The 20,660-nt window shown below is 70.8% G+C and carries 16 protein-coding genes; 8 read left to right on the forward strand and 8 right to left on the reverse strand.

Going from position 1 to position 20,660, the window contains the following annotated elements; all coding sequences use genetic code 11:
• Positions 1–179 precede the first annotated feature (179 nt).
• From ACIREI_RS02650 to ACIREI_RS02665, 4 genes are all read left to right on the forward strand, one after another.
• Positions 180–1,619 carry a coproporphyrinogen-III oxidase family protein gene (locus ACIREI_RS02650; RefSeq protein WP_403326577.1) on the forward strand — a complete coding sequence of 480 codons (1,440 nt, stop codon included), beginning with the start codon at positions 180–182 and terminating at the stop codon, positions 1,617–1,619.
• A complete protein-coding gene (locus tag ACIREI_RS02655) occupies positions 1,616–2,683 on the forward strand; it encodes a DUF1152 domain-containing protein (protein WP_403326580.1) in 1,068 nt (355 codons plus the stop codon). The genes ACIREI_RS02650 and ACIREI_RS02655 overlap by 4 nt, the downstream gene beginning before the upstream one ends.
• Positions 2,684–3,174: 491 nt before the next feature.
• Positions 3,175–3,390, forward strand: coding sequence for a hypothetical protein (locus ACIREI_RS02660; RefSeq protein ID WP_403326583.1), 216 nt, complete (start codon positions 3,175–3,177; stop codon positions 3,388–3,390).
• 227 nt (positions 3,391–3,617) lie between these two features.
• A complete protein-coding gene (locus tag ACIREI_RS02665) occupies positions 3,618–5,255 on the forward strand; it encodes a sigma-70 family RNA polymerase sigma factor (protein WP_403326586.1) in 1,638 nt (545 codons plus the stop codon).
• Between the two features lie 51 nt (positions 5,256–5,306).
• Here the strand turns inward: ACIREI_RS02665 and meaB are convergent, their stop codons facing one another.
• From meaB to ACIREI_RS02690, 5 genes are all read right to left on the reverse strand, one after another.
• Entirely contained in the window at positions 5,307–6,302 is a 996-nt protein-coding gene (gene meaB, locus ACIREI_RS02670; RefSeq protein ID WP_403326589.1) for a methylmalonyl Co-A mutase-associated GTPase MeaB, read from the reverse strand.
• The gene (scpA, locus tag ACIREI_RS02675) at positions 6,299–8,473 is read right to left on the reverse strand and encodes a methylmalonyl-CoA mutase (RefSeq protein ID WP_403326591.1); all 2,175 of its coding nucleotides are present in this window, start codon (positions 8,471–8,473) and stop codon (positions 6,299–6,301) included. Before scpA ends, meaB begins: the two co-directional genes overlap by 4 nt.
• Positions 8,473–10,275, reverse strand: coding sequence for a methylmalonyl-CoA mutase family protein (locus tag ACIREI_RS02680; RefSeq protein ID WP_403326594.1), 1,803 nt, complete (start codon positions 10,273–10,275; stop codon positions 8,473–8,475). Before ACIREI_RS02680 ends, scpA begins: the two co-directional genes overlap by 1 nt.
• Before the next feature lie 205 nt (positions 10,276–10,480).
• Complete coding sequence (locus tag ACIREI_RS02685) at positions 10,481–10,735, reverse strand: EF-hand domain-containing protein (protein WP_403326597.1); 255 nt, start codon at positions 10,733–10,735, stop codon at positions 10,481–10,483.
• Between the two features lie 158 nt (positions 10,736–10,893).
• Positions 10,894–11,658: a TetR/AcrR family transcriptional regulator gene (locus ACIREI_RS02690; RefSeq protein WP_403326600.1), complete on the reverse strand. Its 765-nt coding sequence runs from the start codon at positions 11,656–11,658 to the stop codon at positions 10,894–10,896.
• 147 nt (positions 11,659–11,805) lie between these two features.
• Here ACIREI_RS02690 and ACIREI_RS02695 point away from each other — a divergent pair, with 147 nt between their 5' ends.
• Positions 11,806–12,549, forward strand: coding sequence for an SDR family oxidoreductase (locus ACIREI_RS02695; protein ID WP_403326603.1), 744 nt, complete (start codon positions 11,806–11,808; stop codon positions 12,547–12,549).
• Between the two features lie 65 nt (positions 12,550–12,614).
• Here the strand turns inward: ACIREI_RS02695 and ACIREI_RS02700 are convergent, their stop codons facing one another.
• Both ACIREI_RS02700 and ACIREI_RS02705 read right to left on the reverse strand, forming a co-directional pair.
• The gene (locus tag ACIREI_RS02700; protein WP_403326605.1) at positions 12,615–14,246 is read right to left on the reverse strand and encodes a cellulase family glycosylhydrolase; all 1,632 of its coding nucleotides are present in this window, start codon (positions 14,244–14,246) and stop codon (positions 12,615–12,617) included.
• 35 nt (positions 14,247–14,281) lie between these two features.
• Positions 14,282–15,406: a cellulose binding domain-containing protein gene (locus ACIREI_RS02705; protein WP_403326608.1), complete on the reverse strand. Its 1,125-nt coding sequence runs from the start codon at positions 15,404–15,406 to the stop codon at positions 14,282–14,284.
• Positions 15,407–15,537: 131 nt separating this feature from the next.
• Between ACIREI_RS02705 and ACIREI_RS02710 the strand changes: the two genes are divergently transcribed.
• Positions 15,538–16,323 (forward strand): cyclase family protein, encoded by a 786-nt coding sequence (locus ACIREI_RS02710; RefSeq protein WP_403326610.1) that lies wholly within the window; start codon positions 15,538–15,540, stop codon positions 16,321–16,323.
• Complete coding sequence (locus tag ACIREI_RS02715) at positions 16,320–17,963, forward strand: thiamine pyrophosphate-binding protein (RefSeq protein ID WP_403326613.1); 1,644 nt, start codon at positions 16,320–16,322, stop codon at positions 17,961–17,963. Before ACIREI_RS02710 ends, ACIREI_RS02715 begins: the two co-directional genes overlap by 4 nt.
• 70 nt (positions 17,964–18,033) lie before the next feature.
• Here the strand turns inward: ACIREI_RS02715 and ACIREI_RS02720 are convergent, their stop codons facing one another.
• Entirely contained in the window at positions 18,034–19,479 is a 1,446-nt protein-coding gene (locus tag ACIREI_RS02720) for a glyceraldehyde-3-phosphate dehydrogenase (protein WP_403326616.1), read from the reverse strand.
• 137 nt (positions 19,480–19,616) lie between these two features.
• Here ACIREI_RS02720 and ACIREI_RS02725 point away from each other — a divergent pair, with 137 nt between their 5' ends.
• The gene (locus tag ACIREI_RS02725) at positions 19,617–20,573 is read left to right on the forward strand and encodes a LysR family transcriptional regulator (RefSeq protein WP_403326618.1); all 957 of its coding nucleotides are present in this window, start codon (positions 19,617–19,619) and stop codon (positions 20,571–20,573) included.
• Positions 20,574–20,660 lie beyond the last annotated feature (87 nt).

Genomic DNA, 20,660 nt, shown 5'->3' on the forward strand with positions numbered 1-20,660 from the left:
GGGCTGTTCTCTGAAAAGAACTCGCTGCTGACAGAGCCGAGTTGGCGGAACCCACAACCCTGACGCCCTTGTGGCGTGGGGGAGTTGGTGCACAACACCGATAGCTTCAACAAAATGTTGCGTGTTCGGATCGAGGGGCACGGTCAACCGAACGGCATGGTGCGAAGGAGTCATCCATCGTGAACAGCCCGCACGACCAGCTCGCCGAGTACATCCGCCAGGGTGTCATCCCGCCGTACCAGTACTCGTATCCGCCCCGCTCGACCTACCGCCCGCTCGACGAGGGCGCCTGGGACATCCACGACATCTGGGCGAAGGACCTGGGCAACTACCAGGTACCCGAGCTCAACCTCTATCTGCACGTCCCGTTCTGCCGCTACAAATGCGGGTTCTGCAACCTCTACACCGTCATATCCACCGACGAGGACCTGTACGACGCCTACACCGACGCGCTCTGTACCCAGCTGCGCGACCACGCGGAGATCATCCAGGCACGCCGGCTGCGCACCGTCTACATCGGCGGCGGCACCCCCGCACTGCTGTCGACCCGGCACTTCGAGCAGATCTTCGCCACCCTCGGCGAGATCTACCCCAACTGGCGTTCCACCGTCGAGGAAGTGGCCCTGGAGGCCACGCCGGACTCGATCGTCGCCGACCCGGACGGCTTCGGGCGCCTGCTCGACATGGGTCTGACGCGCGCCAACATCGGCATCCAGTCGCTGGTCCCGCAGGAGATCCGCGAAGCGGGCCGAGGCCAGGCGGGGGAGGACGTCATCCGCCGGGCCGTCGAGATCGTCCACGAGCGCGGACTGCCGGACCTGTCCACGGACCTGATCATGGGATTCGCCGGGCAGACCCCCGAGACCTGGCGGCACTCGGTGGACGAACTGGCCAAGCTCGCCCCGACGACGATCTCCACCTACTTCCTCACGGTGCGACCGGACGCGTGGTTCTCCAGGACCGGCGCGTACCAGTACATGTGGAAGCCGGAGCTGTACGAGCGCTACGACTACGCCCGCGAGGTGTTCACCGCCCACGGCTACGTCCAGGAAGGCTCCGTCCGCTACAAGAAGCCCGGCCGCGGCGGCTACGTACAGAAGGTCCTCACCTTCCACGGCGTGCCCCTGCTCGGCCTCGGTGTCGGCGCCCGCTCCTACACCTCCGTCCTCGACTACATGACCGGCAGCGTCAAGCCGTCCCTGACCGAGGTCGCCGACTACATCGACAACGCCAGGGCCCACCGTCTGCGGCCCACGACGGGGTTCGCCCTCACCCCGGAGGAGATCGTCCGCAAGCGGCTCGTCCTCGACACCTTCGACCTCGACCTGTCCGAACTCGACCGCTTCGGCCTGGACACGATCGCCTCCGAGGTGGACGGGATCCTCGACGCCGCGCAGGCCAACGGACTGGTCCACCGCGTCGGCCCGCGCCGCGTCCAACTCACGCCCAAGGGCTTCAAGTACCGCGACATCCTGTCCTGGATGTTCTACTCGGACCACGTCAAGGACCTCGACCGCGAGTACTACGAAGGCCTGCACGAAGCCAATGCGCGGGCCCGCAGGAACATGGGTACGCCGGTCCGCATCACCGGCATCGGCACGGCCCGGGAGACCGCGTGAGCGACCTGTTCGTCGCGGCGGGCGGCGGCGGGGACCCCCTGGGCACCGCGATCGCCGCGGCCACCGTGGGCCGCGCTGTCACCGGCACGCGCCTCGGTGAGACCACTATCGCCACGTACGCCTGGGAACGCCTCGAAGTCGACCCGACCCCCGGCCCACTCGGAGCCGTCCACTTCACCGGTCTCACGCACCGCGCGGGCGTACCGGTGATCACCCCCGCCACCCGGCCGATCGCCCCCGCCGGTTCCACACTGCCCGACCTGGCCGCGGACCTCACGGCACGCCTGGTCCTCCTCGACCCGTGGCAGGGGCCGGCCGCGCTGGCCGAGCAGATCCGGCGCCTCGCGGACACCGGACACGACCACGTCCGCATCGTCGACGTCGGCGGCGACATCCTCACGCACGGCGACGAGGAAACCCTGTGCAGCCCCCTGGTGGACGCGCTGGTCCTCGCCGCCTGCAGGATCGCCGGGGTGCCCGCCACCGTGTACGTCGCCGGTCCGGGAACCGACGGGGAGATCCCCCAGGACGACGTCCTGGACCGCCTGAAGGGCGACGTACTCATCCCCCTCGCACAGGACGTCGCCGCGATCCGTACGGCCCTGTCCTGGCACCCCTCCGAAGCGTCCGCCCTGTTCGCGGCGGCCGTCGACGGCGTACGCGGACCGGTCCGTACGGTGAACCACCTCATCCCGCTCACGGACGCCTCCGCCCGCATCCACTGCACCGGCCTGGACGACGCCCTCGCCCACAACACGGTCGCGGCCCACCTGCTCGACGCACTTCCGCCGACCTTGGAAGCCGCCGCCGACCTCTCGGCCGGGCTCACGCGGATCCACGAGCTCGACCGGGAGCGCGTCGCGGCAGGGGAGCCGCCGGCACCCGCCCGGGCCGCCCTGCCCTGGAGCGCACCGGACGCACGGGAGGCGATACGGGAAGCAGCCCAAGGCGCACCCCATGTCACCCTCCGCTTCGCCGCCCGCACGCTCGGCATGACGTGGCGTCAAATACCGTCCCTACGCGCCATGTTGGGAGTGGAAGGACCGGTGCTGACCTTGCCCTGACACCGAACGGCGGTTCGGCGCCGGAGGAAGCCCCGGCGCCGAACCGACCGACCGATTACCGCGACCCGCTACTGAACGACGACGCGTGACCAGGCCGTGCAGGCCCGCCGTCTGAGCCGTGACGCCGTTGAACTGCAGGGTGTTGCTCGCCCCGTTGCCGAGCCAGTGGACGTACTGGCCGCCCGACGCGGCGGTGTCGGACGGGGCCACCGCGGTGCCGCCGAGGATGTTCCCGGTGGCCTCGGCCTCGTAGCTCGCGATGGTGCCCGACGCCGTGGCTCGGGCATCTCCGTCTACAAGGCCATCCGCTCCGAGATCCCCGAGAGCCTTCCCTTCTGGCCGCTCGGCCATCCCTCATGGAGGTCACCTGGATCGCGTACGGCTGGCGCGGCCAGGACTCCACCTGGCTCGCCGTGTGGCGACGGGAGCCGACCGCGGAGGAGCGAGGAGAAGAGGTCCGGCGCCCACGAGACCCGTACAGATCCGAAGACTTGGACAGATCCGAAGACTCGCACAAAGTCGACGAAAGCGCCCGAACCACCCCGATCCCTCACCTGCGAGGCACCCACCTGCATCCCGCGCCCCTCTACCCCGGCACCTCCGACGCCACCGCGGACTGGGACGCCGCCGAGGCCCGATTCGCCGGCTCCCTGCCCCGCCACGACACCGCTGTGCTGCTCCGCCTCGACGTGGCGCCACCGGCATAGGCCGCGAAATGTGACGAGGGCGGACGTACGGGTACGGGTCCGCAGCCCCGTGCCGACGTTGCGACGCTCCCCGTCCCCCTCGATGTGACTTTCCCCATTGCGCCGCCCGACCGGCCCCGTGAGTCTCTCTTGGAACATGCGTCCGAAGAACTGTTATCCCGGGCCCGTCGATCGATCTCCCAAGTATCGGACAGCATCGTTCGGCGTCGACGACAGGGAAGTTTGTGATGAGTACAGAGCGCACGAGGGAGTCGGTGGCACTGGTGGCCGCTGCCCGCAACGGCGATTCAGAGGCTCAGGACGCCCTGGTCAGCGCGTACCTTCCGCTGGTCTACAACGTCGTGGGCCGGGCCCTGAACGGCTCGGTCGACGTCGACGACGTGGTGCAGGAGACCATGCTCCGGGCCCTCGACGCGCTGGGCGGTCTGCGTGACCCCGAGAGCTTCCGCTCCTGGCTCGTGGCCATCGCCATGAACCAGGTACGGGCCCACTGGTACGACCGGCAGTCGGCCCCGGGCGCAGTCGAGGAGGCCCAGGATCTCGCGGATCCGGGCGCCGACTTCGTGGACCTGACGATGCTCCAGCTCCAGTTGTCCGGGCAGCGGCAGGAGACGGCTCGTGCGACCCGCTGGCTGGAGCCCGACGACCGAGGCCTGTTGTCGCTCTGGTGGCTGGAGTGCGCCGGCGAGCTGACCCGGTCCGAGGTCGCCGCGGCCCTGGAGCTGTCGCCGCAGCACACGGCGGTCCGGGTGCAACGGATGAAGGCGCAGCTGGAGGCGGCCCGCGTGGTGGTGCGCGCGCTCGACGCCCGGCCGCGCTGCGAGGAACTGCGGGGTGTGGTGGCGTCCTGGGACGGCCGGCCCTCGGCGCTGTGGCGCAAGCGAATAGCCCGGCATGCCCGTGATTGCGTTCATTGCTCAGGATTGTGGAGCGGGTTGCTGCCCGCGGAGGGGCTGCTGGCCGGTCTGGCGCTGGTCGCCGCGGCGCCCGCCCTGTTGGAGAGCGTGCTCTCGGCCTCAGACGGGATGGCCCTGGCCGGCTCGGCGTCCCGGCTGTCCGCGTCCGCGGGCCGTGGCAGATCGGGCTCGGGGTCCGGACACGGCGGCGGGCGGGGCCGGGCCGCCTCCCGCACCGAGGCCCGTCGACGTAGGCGCAACCGCCGCCGGGCCGTCGGAGGTGCCGTCGTGGCGGCCTGCGTGGCGGGTGGCGGACTGTGGTACTTCGACACGGATCCCGGGAGGGGGAACGAGGAGGCGACCGCCGCGCGGACCGCCGGCGCTCCCGCCGCGGAACTCGAGGAAGCCATCCCCGTCGAGACCTCGCCGTCCGCATCGAAGTCCCCGTCACCTTCTGCGTCGCCGTCGAAGAAGGCGAGCCCTTCCAAGTCCCCGCGCCCGACCAAGAAGAGCGTGCCCACACCCCGGCCGACCCCTCGGCCGACCCGGAGTGCGTCCAGCACCCCCAAGTCGGAGCCGACCCCGACGGGCGCCGTCGCGCAGGTGGTCGCCCTGGTGAACAAGGAGCGGGCGGACGCCGGCTGCGGTCCGCTCACTGAGGACGCGCAGCTGAACAAGGCCGCACTGGGCCACTCCGAGGACATGGACGCCCGCGACTTCTTCGACCACACCAACCCGGACGGCGCCGACCCCGGGCAGCGCATCACCGCCGCGGGCTACACCTGGTCCACGTACGGGGAGAACATCGCGATGGGGCAGCAGACCCCGGAGGCGGTGATGGACTCCTGGATGAACAGCCCCGGCCACCGCGCCAACATCCTCAACTGCTCGTTCAAGGACATCGGCGTGGGCATCCACGAAGGTGCGGGCGGACCGTGGTGGACACAGAACTTCGGCGCCAAGCAATGAGGCCGGGCGCCGTGTACGGGCACCGGCCCGCCGTCGGCGGGGACCCGGCGGTCAGGACGGGCCCGTGGTGCTCTCCCCGGCGAATGCCCCCAGGATCCGGTCCGCCGCCAGCGTCGCCGTCAACTCGCCCTCCCTGACCCGCCGTTCCAGCTCGGGTGCCAGCGCCCGTACCGCGGGGTCGGCGTGCAGTCGGCCCAGGAGTTCGTCGCGGACCATGGTCCAGGTCCAGTCGACCTGCTGGTCCCGGCGCCGGGCGGCGAGCCGCCCGGTGGAGTCCAGCAGGGTGCGGTGCTGCTCCAGCCGCTCCCAGAGCACGTCGAGCCCGGCCGACTCGCGCGCGCTGCAACTGAGCACCGGTGGCGTCCAGAACGCGTCCTTGCCGTGCATCAGCCGTAGCGCGCCCGCCAGTTCGCGCGCGGCGGCGCGGGCGTCGCGCTCATGCGGGCCGTCCGCCTTGTTCACGGCGATCACGTCGGCCAGCTCCAGGACACCCTTCTTGATGCCCTGCAGCTGGTCGCCGGTGCGGGCCAGCGTGAGCAGCAGAAACGTGTCGACCATGTTCGCCACGGCCGTCTCCGACTGTCCCACGCCGACCGTCTCGACCAGCACCACGTCGTAACCGGCGGCCTCCATCACGACGATCGACTCACGCGTGGCCTTGGCGACCCCGCCGAGCGTCCCGGCGGTGGGGGAGGGCCGTACGAAGGCCGCCGGGTCGACGGCCAGCCGTTCCATCCGCGTCTTGTCGCCGAGGATCGAACCGCCCGTACGGGTCGACGACGGATCGACGGCCAGCACGGCCACCCGATGCCCGAGCCCGGTCAGCATCGTGCCGAACGCGTCGATGAACGTCGACTTGCCCACGCCCGGCACCCCGCTGACACCGATCCGCCGCGCCTTGCCGCTGTGCGGCAGCAGCTCGGTCAGCAACTGCTGTGCCAGGGCCCGGTGTTGCGGACGCGTCGACTCCACGAGGGTGATCGCGCGGGCCACGAGCGCGCGCTTCCCGTCGAGCACGCCCTTCACATAGGTGTCAAGATCGATCACAGCTCGTGCCCGAGGTCGGCCGACAGCCGCTTGACCAGGTCGTACGCCGCATCAGGGATCACCGTCCCCGGCGGGAACACGGCCGCCGCGCCCATCTCCAGGAGCGTGGGCACGTCCTGGGGCGGGATCACCCCGCCGACCACGATCATGATGTCCTCACGGCCCTCCGCCGCCAGTTCCTCCCGCAGCGCCGGCACCAGCGTGAGGTGACCGGCGGCCAGCGAGGACACGCCCACGATGTGCACGTCCGCCTCGACCGCCTGGCGGGCCACCTCCGCGGGCGTCTGGAACAGCGGGCCGACATCCACGTCGAAGCCGAGGTCGGCGAAGGCGGTGGCGATCACCTTCTGGCCGCGGTCGTGGCCGTCCTGGCCCATCTTGGCGACCAGGATGCGCGGGCGCCGGCCCTCCGCGTCCGCGAAGGCGTCCACCAGGGTGCGGGTGCGGTCCACGTTCGGGGACTCTCCTGCTTCGTTGCGGTACACGCCGGAGATCGTACGGATCTGGCTCGCGTGCCGGCCGTACACCTTCTCCAGGGCGTCGGAGATCTCCCCGACCGTCGCCTTCGCGCGGGCCGCGTTCACCGCCAGTTCCAGCAGGTTGCCCTCGCCGCCGGCGGCCCGGGTGAGCGCGTCCAGCGAGTCCTGGCACGCCCGCTCGTCCCGCTCCTCGCGCAGTCGGCGCAGCTTCTCGATCTGCTGGGCGCGCACGGAGGAGTTGTCGACCTTGAGGACGTCGATCGCCTCGTCGCTGTCCACCCGGTACTTGTTGACTCCGATGACCGGCTGCCGCCCGGAGTCGATGCGGGCCTGGGTGCGGGCCGCGGCCTCCTCGATGCGCAGTTTGGGGATGCCCGCGTCGATCGCCTTGGCCATGCCACCCGCCGCCTCGACCTCCTGGATGTGCTGCCAGGCCCGGCGCGCGAGGTCGTACGTCAGTTTCTCCACGTACGCGCTGCCGCCCCACGGGTCGATGACCCGGGTCGTGCCGGACTCCTGCTGGATCAGCAGCTGCGTGTTGCGGGCGATCCGCGCGGAGAAGTCGGTGGGCAGGGCGAGCGCCTCGTCGAGGGCGTTGGTGTGCAGCGACTGGGTGTGGCCCTGGGTCGCGGCCATCGCCTCGACGCAGGTACGCGTGACGTTGTTGAACACGTCCTGCGCGGTGAGCGACCAGCCGGAGGTCTGCGAATGCGTGCGCAGGGACAGCGACTTGGAGTTCTTCGGGTCGAACTGCTTGACCAGCTTGGCCCACAGCAGGCGCGCCGCGCGTAGCTTGGCGATCTCCATGAAGAAGTTCATGCCGATCGCCCAGAAGAAGGAGAGGCGAGGCGCGAACGCGTCCACGTCCAAGCCCGCTTCCCGCCCGGCCCGGATGTACTCCACGCCGTCGGCGAGGGTATACGCCAGCTCCAAGTCGGCCGTGGCACCGGCCTCTTGGATGTGGTAGCCGGAGATGGAGATGGAGTTGTAGCGGGGCATCCGCTGCGAGGTGAAGGCGAAGATGTCGGAGATGATCCGCATCGACGGCTTCGGCGGATAGATGTAGGTGTTGCGGACCATGAACTCCTTGAGGATGTCGTTCTGGATGGTCCCGGCCAACTTCTCGGGCGGCACGCCCTGTTCCTCGGCGGCGACGATGTAGAGCGCCAGCACCGGCAGCACGGCGCCGTTCATCGTCATCGACACGGTCATCTTGTCCAGCGGGATGCCGTCGAAGAGCTGCCGCATGTCGTAGATCGAGTCGATCGCCACGCCCGCCATGCCGACGTCACCGGTCACCCGCGGGTGGTCGCTGTCGTAGCCGCGGTGCGTGGGCAGGTCGAAGGCGACCGACAGGCCCTTTTGACCGGCCGCCAGGTTGCGCCGGTAGAAGGCGTTGGACTCCTCGGCGGTGGAGAAGCCCGCGTACTGGCGGATCGTCCAGGGCTGGTTGACGTACATCGTCGGGTACGGCCCGCGCAGATACGGGGCCATGCCCGGGTAGGTGCCCAGGAAGTCCAGGCCCTCCAGGTCCTGCCCGGTGTACAGCGGCTTGACCGTGATGCCCTCCGGGGTCTCCCAGAGCAGGTCGTCACCGTCGGCGGCCTTCTTCACGGCCGTACGCCACTCGTCGGGGCCGCCGTCGGAGGTCGGTACCCCGAGTTCGATCCCGGAGAAGTCGGGGACGTTCATCACGACACTCCCATGCGGTCGAGGGCGGCGGTGAGGACGGCGACGGCGTCGCAGCCCGCGAAGACGTAGCCGTCGACACCGGTGTACTGCCCGGGGCGGCCGGCGAGGAACACGTGCTCGGCGCCCGCCGCGCGCAGTTCGGCGGCGACGGAGTCCGCCTGCTCCTCGTACAGCGCGTCGCTGGAGCACAGGCAGACCTCGCGCGCCCCGCTGTCCGCGAAGGAGCCCTCGGTCACGGGCTCGATGCCGCCCGCCTGGAAGAGGTTGGAGGCGAACGTGAGTCGGGCCGTGTGCGCGGCCGCCGGACCCAGCGCGGCCAGATACACCCGGGGCCGGGAGCCGGTCGCCGCGAGGTGGGCGTCGGAGCGGGCGCGCAGTGCCTCGAACGCCTCGTCGCGGCGCACCCGCGGCAGCCCGCCGGACGGCGGCTCGGGCGCGGGCTCGCGCACCACCGGCTTCTCTGCCAGGTGCGGGAACTCGCTGACCCCGGTGACGGGTTCGCGGCGCTTGGCGAGCTTCGCGCTGCGCACGGACCAGGTCTCGGCCAACCGCTCGCCCACCATGCCTGAACGCAGGGCGGTGGCATGACCGCCCGCCTTCTCGATGCTCTGGAAGAACTCCCAGCCCGCATGGGCGAGTTCGTCGGTGAGCCGCTCCACGTACCAGGAGCCGCCGGCCGGGTCGATCACCCGGGACAGGTGCGACTCCTCGATGAGGATCGTGGAGGTGTTGCGGGCGATCCGGCGCGCGAACGCGTCCGGCAGGCCCAGCGCGTGATCGAACGGCAGCACGGTCACCGCGTCGGCGCCGCCCACCCCGGCGGCCAGCGTGGCCACCGTCGCCCGCAGCATGTTCACCCACGGGTCGCGCGGCGTCATCATCACCGTGGAGGTCACGGCGTGCTGCACCTGCTGCCCCGGAGCCCCGCACACCTCGGCGACGCGCGCCCACAGCCGGCGGGCCGCGCGCAGCTTGGCCACGGTCAGGAACTGGTCGGCGGTCGCCGCGTACCGGAACTCCAGCTGGGCGCACGCCTCGGCGACGCTCAGCCCGGCCCCGGTCAGCTCCCGCAGATACGCCACGCCGGTCGCCAGCGAGCAGCCCAGCTCCTGCGCGGCCGAACCGCCCGCCTCGTGGTACGGCAGCGCGTCCACGGTCAGCGCGCGCAGGCCCGGGTACGCGTCCGCGCACCGCCGGGCGAGCCCGGTCGCCTGCGCCATGTCGTACGACTGCCCGGTGCGGGCCTCGTACCCCAGCGGATCGGCGCCCAGGTTGCCGCGCACCACCTCCGGCGCCACGCCCCGCTCGTCGACGACACGCAGCAACTCCCGCGCGGCGGGCTCCACTTCGGCGCCCGCTTCGAGGACCACCGGCGCCAGGTCGAGGTACACGCCGTCGAGCACCGCGGCGAGCGAGGAGACCGGGATGCCCGCGTCGCCGACGACCAGCCACAGCGAGGTGACGCCGTTCTCCAGGTCGGTCAGGACGGCGCTGCCGTCGGCTGCCGCGTGTCGCTGGCGTACGTCCCAGCCGCCCGTGGTGTTGCCCTCGGGCCGGCCACCGCGTACGAACGGGGCGAAGCCGGGCAGGCCGGGGTCGGGCGCGGCGTCGCGCGCGGTGTACAGGGGCCGGGTGGTGAGCCCGTCCTCCAGCAGCGTGGACAGGGCGTTCTCCGCGGCGTCCCCCGAGGCTTCCTTGCCCGACTTGCGCAGGACGCCCTCTATGAGGCGCTGCCACTGCTCATGTGTCGCTTCCGGGAACTCGGCGGCCAGGGAGAGCCCGTCGTCAGGCAGGACCGTCATGCTCGGATGCTAGGTCAGATCGACAAAGGAGCAGCAGGGGGAACGGCTGTGACCTTGCCCTCGCCGTCTCTGTGACCTCGGCCTCGCCAGGCATCCTTGAAGCCCTGAGGGCCACCTGCTAGGGCAGCCGGCCCCTGGACTCAGGCGTGGCGTCAGGGCTCGAACCGGAGGGCCGGCGCGGGACGTTGGCCGCGCGCGAGAAGCCTCAGGTCCAGCCGAAACGGCGGTCCACCACTGCCGCGAACTCCTCCAGGGTGAGTACCTCGTCGCCGTTCTGGTCGGCGGCGTCGAACAGGGCGGAGGAGGCGTTCTCGTCCCCCACGGCCCAGACGGGCAGATCCCCCGAGGCGGCCAGGGACGGGCCCTTCGTCCGCAGGGCGATGATCACCTCTTCGCGGGTCAGGGTTCCGTTCGCGTCGAGGTCGAGCGCCTCGAACAGCTTGCGGGCCTTGTCGCTCATCGCGTCACCCTCGTTCCTGTCGTCGGCACGCGGGCCGCCCCTTCGCGTTCTCACCCGAAAGACGTTTCCGCTCCTGACCAGGTTGCCTCCCCCGGCGAACCCGCGGCCAGCCGCTTTTCGGTAGGTTTCCGGCCCTCGGGGCGCGGCCCCGCCGGCGCTCAGCCCTCGGCCGGATCGCGGCCCGCGCGGTCGAGGAGCTCCTCCAGGAGCATGCGCTCGCCGGGGGTGTACGTGGTCGGCATGTCGTCCAGAATCGAACGGAGAGCCAGCACCCTGCGGCGCGCCTCACGCGCGCTGTCCGGCGCGCGGGGGATGTCGTCGTCCGTGTCCGTCGGCGTTGTGATGGCCGCGATGACGGCCTCGCGCGTCGCGGTCGACACGCCCAGGTCCCGCTCTTCGGGCTCGAGCGCCAGAAGGGCGAAGGTGACGCCCATGCCGGCTCCGTGGACCATCTGGGCCGCCCGCTCGACGGGGACCGTCAGGCGTCCTGCTCTGGCGACGCGCTCCAGGATCCCGCGCAGCAGGCGGTGTGCTTCCTTGGCGGCGTCGGACTCACCGCCCGGCTGCGGGTGCCCGTACATGAGCAGGTAGTGGGCGGGGTTGCCGAGGCCGAAGTCAAGGTGCATGTCCCAGCCGGCGCGCAGGTCGTCGACGGGGTCCGCGGACGGTGTCCGGGAACTCTTCTGGGCCAGGTACCGGGCGAAGCCGTCGGCGGCCGTTGCCGCCAGCAGGCCGTTCATGTCGCCGAAGAGGCGGTAGATGGTCGGCGGCTGGACGCCCGCCGCGGTGCTGACCGCGCGCGTGGTCACGGCGTCCCGGCCTTCGGCGACCAACAGGTCAGCGGCGGCCGCGACGAGCCTCTTCTTGAGGTCCGCCCGGGACTCTGCTCGGTCTGCCACTCGGTCTGCCACTCGATCTGCCACGAATCGATGATAACGAATTCTCGATATCGGCGGTTGCGTATCGCTGGAATCGGTGTATCGTTATCGATGGAAACAGTGAGGGAAGCAGCGACGGGGCAGTGAGGGCGGCGGTCGATTCGTGAGGCCGCGGACATGAGGGAGCACACCATGAGCACCACAGCCGAGCAGCGCGTCGCGATCGTCACCGGCGGCTCGCGCGGGATCGGCCGTGCCGTCGCCGAGCGGCTGGCGGCGGACGGCCAGACCGTGGCGGTCGTCTACGCGGGCAACAAGACGGAGGCCGACAACACGGTCGCCGCGATCCGCGAGGCCGGTGGCCGTGCCGCGGCCCACCAGGCGGACGTCGCCGACGAACAGGCGGTGGCCGCCGTGTTCGACGCCGTGATCGCCGAGTTCGGCGGAGTGGATGTCGTCGTGAACTCCGCGGGCATGATGGCGCTGGCTCCGCTGGCCTCCTTCGACCTCGACGTCCTGGACCGCATGCACCGCACCAACATCCGCGGCACCTTCGTCGTCAACCAGCAGGCGGCCCGCCATGTCCGCCCCGGCGGCGCCATCATCAACCTGTCCACGTCCGTCACCAAGCTCGCACTGCCGACCTACGCCGCCTACGCGGCCAGCAAAGGTGCGGTCGACGCCGTCAGCCTCATCCTGGCGAAGGAACTGCGCGGACGGGACATCACCGTGAACGCGGTGGCCCCCGGTCCCACCGCCACGGCACTGTTCCTCGACGGCAAGGACGAGGAGACCATCGACACCTTGGCCGGGATGAACCCCCTCGAGCGGCTCGGCACCCCCGAGGACATAGCCGAGGTCATCTCCCTCATCGCCGGCCGCGGCCGGTGGATCAACGGCCAGACGGTCTACGTCAACGGCGGCATGGTCGCCTGACCGGCCGACCGCCTTGGCGCCCTGCGCCGACACAGGACGCCAAGGAGGTTCAGCGCTGGGCCGGTTCAGCCGAGCGAGCAGGCGGAGCTGTTGAGCGTGTAGGCCGTCGGGATGGGGTTCGTGCTCCCCTTCGTGGCCGTGAAGCCGAGGGTGACCGAGCCCGCCGGGGCGATCGTCGCCGTGTACGACGCGGAGGCGACGCTCACCTCGGCGCCGCTCTGCGTCGCTGTGCCGCCCCACAGGTTGCTGATGCGCTGGCTGTCGGGGAAGGTCCAGCGCAGGGTCCAGCCGTTGATCGCCGAGCTGCCGGTGTTGCGGATGACGACCTCGCCCTGGAAGCCGCCGGGCCACTCGTTCGTCACCCGGTAGGCGACACCGCACGTCGCCGGAGAGCCGCCGGAGGACGTGGTGACCGTCACCGTGCCGGAGCGCGGCGAGCGGTTGCCGGCCGCGTCGCGCGCGTAGACGGCGAAGGTGTAGGCGGTCGCCGGGGTGAGGCCGGTGACTGTGGCGGAGGTGCCGGCCGTGGTGGTGGCCGTGGCCTCGGTCGTGCCGTTGACGCGGACCACGTCGTAGCCCGTGACACCGTTCGCGTCGGTGGCGGCGGTCCACTTCAAGGCCACGGACGAGGACGTCACGGCGGAGGCGGTGGGCGTCCCCGGGGTGGTCGGGGGAGTGGTGTCACCGCCGCCGGAGGAGTAGATCGCGGCCTCCTCGGAGGTGGCGGCGATGCCGTTCGCGCCGTTGAAGATGCGCTGGCCCCAGGAGCTGAGTCGCGCGGGATCGAAGTCGATCGCCAGGTCCAGGATCGGGTCGGTGTTGCCGCTCCAGGACCAGGCCAGGTAACCGAGGTTCAGCTGCTGGGCGGCGGCCATCATGGTGTCCTCGTCCGGGTCGCCGTACTGGTCGGGCGGGCCTCCGAACTCGCCGATGAGGAGGGGGAGTCTGGCGTTGACGAAGGCGTTCAGGTAGTCCGTGATCTCCTGCGCGGTGTCGTAGACGCTGTACATGTGGATCGAGAAGATCAGGTTGCCGGTGGGGTCGGCGTTGTAGACGGTCTGGGCGTTGGCGCGCATGACGCCTTGCCAGTCCTGGCCCCAGTTGGGTGCGTCCACCATGATCGTGTGGGCGAAGCCGGCGTCGCGCAGCTTCTTGACGGCCGCGACCGTGGGATCGGTCCAGCCGGCGGGATTGGTGTTGCCCCAGGGCTCGTTGCCGATGTTGATGATGACGTAGTTCTCTTCGCCGGTGAGTACGTCCTTCAGGCCGATCCAGTAGTCGGCCGCGTGGTCGAGGGTTCCGGCCGCGGCCTCCTCGCCGTAGCCGGTGGTGTCGTGCACCTCCAGCACGCAGATGAGCCGGTTGGCCTTGCACTGGGCGATGACGCTCGCCACGTCCTCGGCGCTGTTCTTGGTCCAGCGGTGACCGTCGGAGAGCACGACGCGGACGGTGTTGGCACCCAGCGCCTTGACGTCGGCCAGCGACTGCGTCTCGCCCGGGTACCATGTGTGGGCGTGGTTGACGCCACGCATCACGAAGTCGTTGCCGGACGCCTCCAGCAGCCGGCCGTTCTGGATGTGGAGGCCGGTGGCCGCCGCCTGGGCAGGCGGGGCGAAGGAGAGCAGGGGGGCGAGCAGGCCCAGGAGGACGGCCAGGACGGCGGTCACTCGTGGGGTGATGCCGGTGCGGGATCTCATGGCGGCTCCGAAGGGTGAGATGGGGTGACGGTGCGTCAGGATGACGCGGTACGCGCCGTGCACGTGACGGTCGCCGACGGGGTGCCGGCCGTTGCCGGGGCACTGGCGATGAAGCCGAAGCTCGCGCTCGCGCCGGGGGCCAATGTGCCGTTCCACGACGCGTTGGTGACGGTCGCGGTGCCGTCGGCGGCCGTGCCGAGGGTGCCGTTCCAGACCTGGGTGAGGCGGGCGCCGGCCGCCGGTGCGACCGTCGCGGTCCAGCCCGAGAGGGCCGAGGCGGACGCGTTGGTCACCGTCACCTCGCCCTGGTAGCCGCCCTGCCAGGAGGAGACGGCGCGGAACGACGCGATGCAGGCGGGCGGGTCGCCGGGATCGCCCGGGTCTCCTGGATCTTCCGGGTCTCCCGGGTCTTCGGGATCCCCAGGCCCCGCGTCGAGGAGCGCCGCCAGGGCCGGGTACCAGCGGGCGGCGATCTTCTCGTCGCCGGTGGCGCTGGGGTGCACGCCGTCATAGGTGTCGGTGGCCGTGTCGAACCCCGTCCACTGGTCGACCACGGACACGGGGGAGCGGCTGGTACTCGTCGTCCGGGCCCACTCGGGGATCCGCGCGTTGAAGTCGACGACACGTTGCGCGCAGCCGGTGCAACTGCTCGGGTGCATCGGAATGATCTGCGCGACCAGGATCCTCATGTCCGGGTTGGAGGCCCGCATCTGCCCCACCAGCTTGGTGTAGGCGCCGAGGATCCGGTCGGGGGCGAGGGCGCTCCACACGTCGTTCGTGCCGAAGTGCATGACAACGATGTCCGGCAGAGTGGCCGCCAGCCGGCCCGGCAACAGGTTCTGGTCGGCCACATTGGTGACCAACTCGCCGCCGTGTCCCTCGTTGTCGCCATCGTGCGGCTGTCCGCAGCCCTGCGGGCCGAGGGTGCCGACGAAGTCGATGTCCGTGTAGCCGGCGCTCTGCAGCTGGTTCCACAACAGCGCCCGCCAGCAGCCGGGCGAGCCGGTGATGGAGTCGCCCAGCGGCATGATGCGCACGGGCTCCGCCGCCCGGGCGGCCGCGGCCGGGGGTGCGAGGATCATGCTGAGGGGCAGGAGTAGGCCGGCCAACAGGCCGAAGAGCGGGAGGAGTTGTAAGCGTGATCGGCGGGTGTCGCGCATGCCGTTCCCTTCCCTTGATGAGGTGGGAGCGCTCCCATTTCACATGAAGCCACTGTTGTCATTGACGCGTCAAGAGGTGGGAAGTACGGCTGCGATGCTGTCAGTTCAGAGCCCCGACCGAGGAGCCACCCATGCCCGAGCCCTCCGTCCTTGCCGCGCTGGTGTCCGCTCTGCGAGGTGGATCGATCGAAGTCGTCGACCTCACCTCACCGCTGTCGTCGTCGACACCCGTGATCCAACTGCCGCCCGAGTTCGGGCAGACGGCCGTCTTCGAACTGGAGGAGATCAGCCGGTACGACGACCGGGGCCCCGCCTGGTACTGGAACAACTTCCGCAGCGGCGAGCACACCGGCACCCACTTCGACGCCCCGAACCACTGGATCACGGGCAAGGACCTCGCCGACGTCGCCTCGGTCCCGGCCCACCGGCTCATCGCCCCCGCGGCCGTACTGGACTTCACCGAAGAGGTCGCCGAGGATCCCGACTTCCTGGTCGAGGTCGATCACGTCAAGGCCTGGGAAGCCCAGAACAGCCCCTTGCCCGAAGGCGGTTGGCTGTTGCTGCGCACGGGCTGGGACGCGCGCTCGCATGCGCAGGAGGCGTTCCTCAACGCCGACGAGGACGGCCCGCACACCCCCGGTCTGTCGGTGGAGTGCGCCCGCTGGGTCGCCGAGGAGGCGCCCGTGATCGGCCTCGGTGTGGAGACGGTGGGGACGGATGCCGGGCGCGCGTTCTCGTTCGACCCCGCCTTTCCCTGCCATTCCTACCTCATGGGCAGCGACAAATACGGCCTGACCCAGCTGCGGAACCTCGCCGCGCTGCCGCCGACCGGCGCCGTCGTGATCGCGGGACCGCTGCCCATCGTCACGGGCTCCGGGGCCCCCGCACGGGTCCTCGCCCTGGTGGAGCGCTCATGAACGTCGCGGAAGCGGTCGGCCGGGCGCTGTGCGCGGCCGGGGTCGACCAGGTCTTCGGGGTGGTCGGATCGGGCAACTTCCACGTGACGAACGCGATGGTCGCCGCGGGGGCGCGGTTCGTCGCCGCACGCCATGAGGGCGGCGCGGCGACGATGGCCGACGCGTACGCCCGGACCAGCGGCACCGTCGCGGTGGTGAGCGTGCACCAGGGGCCCGGCCTGACGAACGCGATGACCGGAATCGCGGAGGCGGCCAAGAGCCGCACGCCGCTCGTCGTGCTCGCGGCCGAGGTGACCGAGCCCAGGTCCAACTTCCATGTCGACCAGGAGGCGATGGCGCGCGCGGTGGGCGCGGTCACGGTTCGGGTCACCTCGGCGGAGGAAGCGGTCGAGCAGGCGTGTGCGGCGGTCCGGACGGCGGTGGGGGAGCGGCGTACCGTCCTGCTCAATCTCCCCCTGCCGGTACAGGCCCTGGAGGTGCCCGACGGTGCTCTGGCGCAGGCGGCTCCGCCGCCGCGACGGGCCGCGGTGGAGCCGGACGGGGCCGACGTGACGGCATTGGCCGAGCTGCTCGACCGTTCCCGGCGGCCGGTCTTCGTGGCCGGCCGGGGCGCGCGGGGACCCGGCAGCCGGGATGCCCTGGAAACGCTCGCCGAGCACTACGGCGCGCTGCCCGCGACCTCGGCCGTCGCCCACGGGCTCTTCCACGGCAACCCGTGGTCCCTGGGCATCTCCGGCGGTTTCGCCTCGCCCTTGGCCGCCGAGCTGATCCGGGGCGCGGACCTGATCGTCGGCTGGGGCTGTGCCCTCAACATGTGGACGATGCGGCACGGCCATCTGATCGGCGCCGACGCGACCGTCGTACAGGTCGACGACGAGCCGTCCGCGCTCGGCGCGCACCGGCCGGTGCACCTCGGCGTCACCGGCGACGTACGGCTCACCGCGCGCGAGGCGATCGAGGCGGGCGTCGGCGGACAGCGGGAGGGCTACCGGACGGCGGAGGTCGGCGCGGCCCTCGCGGCACGAATACGTTGGCGTGACGTGCCGCACGAGGACACGAGCACACGTGAGCGGATCGACCCGCGGACGCTGAGCGCCGCGCTCGACGACATCCTGCCCGCGGAGCGGGTGGTCGGCGTGGACTCCGGCAACTTCATGGGCTACCCGAGCGCGTACCTGTCGGTGCCGGACGAGAAGGGCTTCTGCTTCACGCAGGCGTTCCAGTCGATAGGCCTGGGGCTGGCGACCACGATCGGGGCGGCGCTGGCACAGCCGGACCGGCTGCCCGTGGCCGCGCTCGGCGACGGCGGCGCGCTGATGAGCGCCGTCGAGCTGGACACCGTAGGCCGTCTCGGGCTGCCCATGGTGGTCGTCGTGTACGACGACGAGGCCTACGGCGCCGAGGTGCACCACTTCGGTCCCCAGGGGCATCCGCTGGACACCGTCCGGTTCCCGCCGACGGACATCGCCGCCATCGGGCGGGGCTACGGCTTCGAGGCGGTGACCGTCCGGTCCCGGGCCGACCTGAAGGCCGTCGCCGACTGGGTCGCCGGCCCGCGAACCGCGCCGCTGCTCGTCGACGCCAAGGTGGTCGCCGATCGAGGGTCCTGGTGGCTGGAGGAGGCGTTCCGCGGCCACTGAGCGCGGGAAGCGCCGACCCGCCTGTCGGCACCGCATTGCCGGCAGACGGGTCGGTGACGGCTGGGCGGGATCAGACCGCCGGAGCCGGGTAAGTGGGGTACTCCACACCCGAGACGTGCTGGACGACACGGATGACCTGGCAGGAGTAGCCGAACTCGTTGTCGTACCAGAGGTAGAGGATCGCGTTGTCGCCCTCGACCTTCAGGGCGCCTGCGTCCACGATCGAGGCGTGCCGCGAACCGATGAAGTCGCTGGAGACCGCGTCGGGGGCCGTGATGAAGTCGATCTGGCGGCGCAGCGGCGAGGTCAGCGACACGTCGCGCAGGTAGTCGAGGACCTCCTGGCGGTCGGTCTCCCGCGCGAGCTGGAGGTTGAGGATCGCGATCGAGACGTCCGGCACCGGGACGCGGATCGAGCTGCCGGTGATCCTCGCCTTGAGGTTGGGCAGCGCCTTGGCGACGGCCGAGGCGGCACCGGTCTCGGTGATGACCATGTTCAGCGGCGCACTGCGGCCGCGGCGCTCGGACTTGTGGTAGTTGTCCAGCAGGTTCTGGTCGTTGGTGAACGAGTGGACGGTCTCCACGTGGCCGCGCAGGACGCCGTACTCGTCGTCCATCGCCTTCAGCGGCGGCACTATGGCGTTGGTCGTGCAGGAGGCGCAGGACAGGATCTGCTCGTCCGGCTTGACGGTGTCGTGGTTGACGCCGTGGACGATGTTCGGGACATCGCCCTTGCCCGGTGCCGTCAGGACGACCTTGTCGATGCCGGGGCGCAGGTGGTTGGACAGGCCCTCGCGGTCGCGCCACTTGCCGGTGTTGTCGATGAGGATGGCGTTCTTGATGCCGTACGCCGTGTAGTCGACCTCGGACGGGTCGTTGGCGTAGATCACCTTGATCGCGTTGCCGTTGGCGAAGATCGTGCTGCTCGCCTCGTCGACGGTGATCGTGCCCTGGAACTGGCCGTGGATGGAGTCACGGCGCAGCAGCGAGGCGCGCTTGACGATGTCCTGCTCCCCGCCGCCGCGCACGATGACGGCGCGCAGCCGCAGGCCGTTGCCCGAGCCGGACTTCTCGATGAGCAGGCGGGCGACCAGGCGGCCGATGCGGCCGAAGCCGTAGAGGACGACGTCGCGTCCCTCGCCGCGCTCGATCTTGTTGGCGCCGGTGGCGCCGGCGACGGCCTCGGCGGTGAACGCCTCCACGGACAGACCGCGGTCGTCGGCCTTGTACGTCGCGGCCAGCATGCCGATGTCGATCTGGGACGGACCGAGGTCGAGCGTGGTCAGGGCCTGGAGGAAGGGCAGCGTCTCGGTGACCGAGAGCTCCTCACCGGCGATCTGCCGGGCGAACCGGTGCGTCTTCAGGATGCTGACCACCGACTTGTTCACCAAGGAGCGGCTGTGCAGCAGGACGGTGACGTCCCGCTCGCGGTGCAGCTTCCCGATGATCGGGATCATCGACTCCGCGATCTCCTCGCGGTTCTTCCAGTTGGTGAACGAGTCGTCGTTGACAGTCACGGTGCCTATCTTTCGAGCTAGGTGGCGCTCATATGCTAACCATGCAGTGCGACGGGCGTTCACAGGGGGGTCACACGGGGGGCGAGATGACCGATATTGATGCTGTTTGTGTGAGATATGGATCGGGGGAGTGACGGGTGGAACTGGAGCTGAGGCATCTGCGGGTGCTGTGCGCGGTCGCCGACGCGGGAAGCGTCGGCCGGGCCGCGGCCGACCTCGGGTACTCGCAGCCCGCCGTGAGTACCCAACTCCGGCGCATCGAAGGGCACTTCGGTGAGCCGCTGTTCGAGCGCGGCCCGGCGGGCGTGCGGCCGACTCCGTACGGCGTCGAGGTGGTCGCCCAGGCGCGTGACGTCCTGGCCCGCGCTGCCGCGATCGGGCGCCGTCCCGGCCCCGGGGCGCCGGTCCGTCGGACCCTGCGCGTGGCGGCGACGAACTCGCCGATGCTGGCGGGCATGGTCTCCGGGGTCCGCGCCCGGCTTCCGGAGGTCTCGCTCGCGGTGAGCAGTGTGTACGCCTCCTCGCGCATCGTCGAACTGCTGGAGGAGTGTGCGGCGGACGTGGCCATCGCCGCGGACTATCCGGGAAAGGAGCTGGAGCACTCGGACGCGGTGGCCCACCGGGGGATCGTCACCGAGCCGAACTTCGTGGCCCTGCCCGCCCGGCATCCACTCGCCCGGCGTCCTCAGATCGCCCTCGCCGATCTGGCCGAGGAGGCCTGGTTCCTGACGCCGGACGACGGGGCCGGCTGGCCCGGCGTCTTCCACACGGCGTGCGCGGCGGCCGGCTTCACACCGAAGGCCGTGCACGAATTCCTCGGCGACCGGTCGCAGTTGCAGGGGATGATCGCCGACGGCCTCGGTGTGGCCGTCGTCCAGGCGACGACCCGGCCGATCCCGCAGGTCGTGGTGAAGCCGCTGATCGGTACGCCGTTGTGGTGCCGCTATGTGCTGGCCTGGCGGCGTGACGCGGTCGCCGAGCCGGCGGTCGAGGCGCTGTTGCAGTCCGCGACCGGCGCGTACCGCGAACTCGTCGCACGCTCCCCCCACTTGCGCACATGGGCGGCGCGCACGTGGAGCGTGACCAAGGCGTAGCCGACGACGGAGGTTATGGCCCGACGGTGCCATGTGCTATGTCACACGCCATTGTTGGGGCAGGTCCGCGCTGGGACAGTGCCTCAC

This window comes from Streptomyces sp. NPDC093591 (assembly GCF_044764885.1).
Taxonomy (GTDB): domain Bacteria; phylum Actinomycetota; class Actinomycetes; order Streptomycetales; family Streptomycetaceae; genus Streptomyces.

Coding starts and splice junctions, on each gene's coding strand:
- ACIREI_RS02665 (WP_403326586.1), top strand. CDS start 3,618: ATGAGTACAGAGCGCACGAGGGAGTCGGTGGCACTGGTGGCCGCTGCC.
- scpA (WP_403326591.1), bottom strand. CDS start 8,473: ATGAACGTCCCCGACTTCTCCGGGATCGAACTCGGGGTACCGACCTCC.
- ACIREI_RS02680 (WP_403326594.1), bottom strand. CDS start 10,275: ATGACGGTCCTGCCTGACGACGGGCTCTCCCTGGCCGCCGAGTTCCCG.
- ACIREI_RS02685 (WP_403326597.1), bottom strand. CDS start 10,735: ATGAGCGACAAGGCCCGCAAGCTGTTCGAGGCGCTCGACCTCGACGCG.
- ACIREI_RS02695 (WP_403326603.1), top strand. CDS start 11,806: ATGAGCACCACAGCCGAGCAGCGCGTCGCGATCGTCACCGGCGGCTCG.
- ACIREI_RS02700 (WP_403326605.1), bottom strand. CDS start 14,246: ATGAGATCCCGCACCGGCATCACCCCACGAGTGACCGCCGTCCTGGCC.
- ACIREI_RS02705 (WP_403326608.1), bottom strand. CDS start 15,406: ATGCGCGACACCCGCCGATCACGCTTACAACTCCTCCCGCTCTTCGGC.
- ACIREI_RS02710 (WP_403326610.1), top strand. CDS start 15,538: ATGCCCGAGCCCTCCGTCCTTGCCGCGCTGGTGTCCGCTCTGCGAGGT.
- ACIREI_RS02715 (WP_403326613.1), top strand. CDS start 16,320: ATGAACGTCGCGGAAGCGGTCGGCCGGGCGCTGTGCGCGGCCGGGGTC.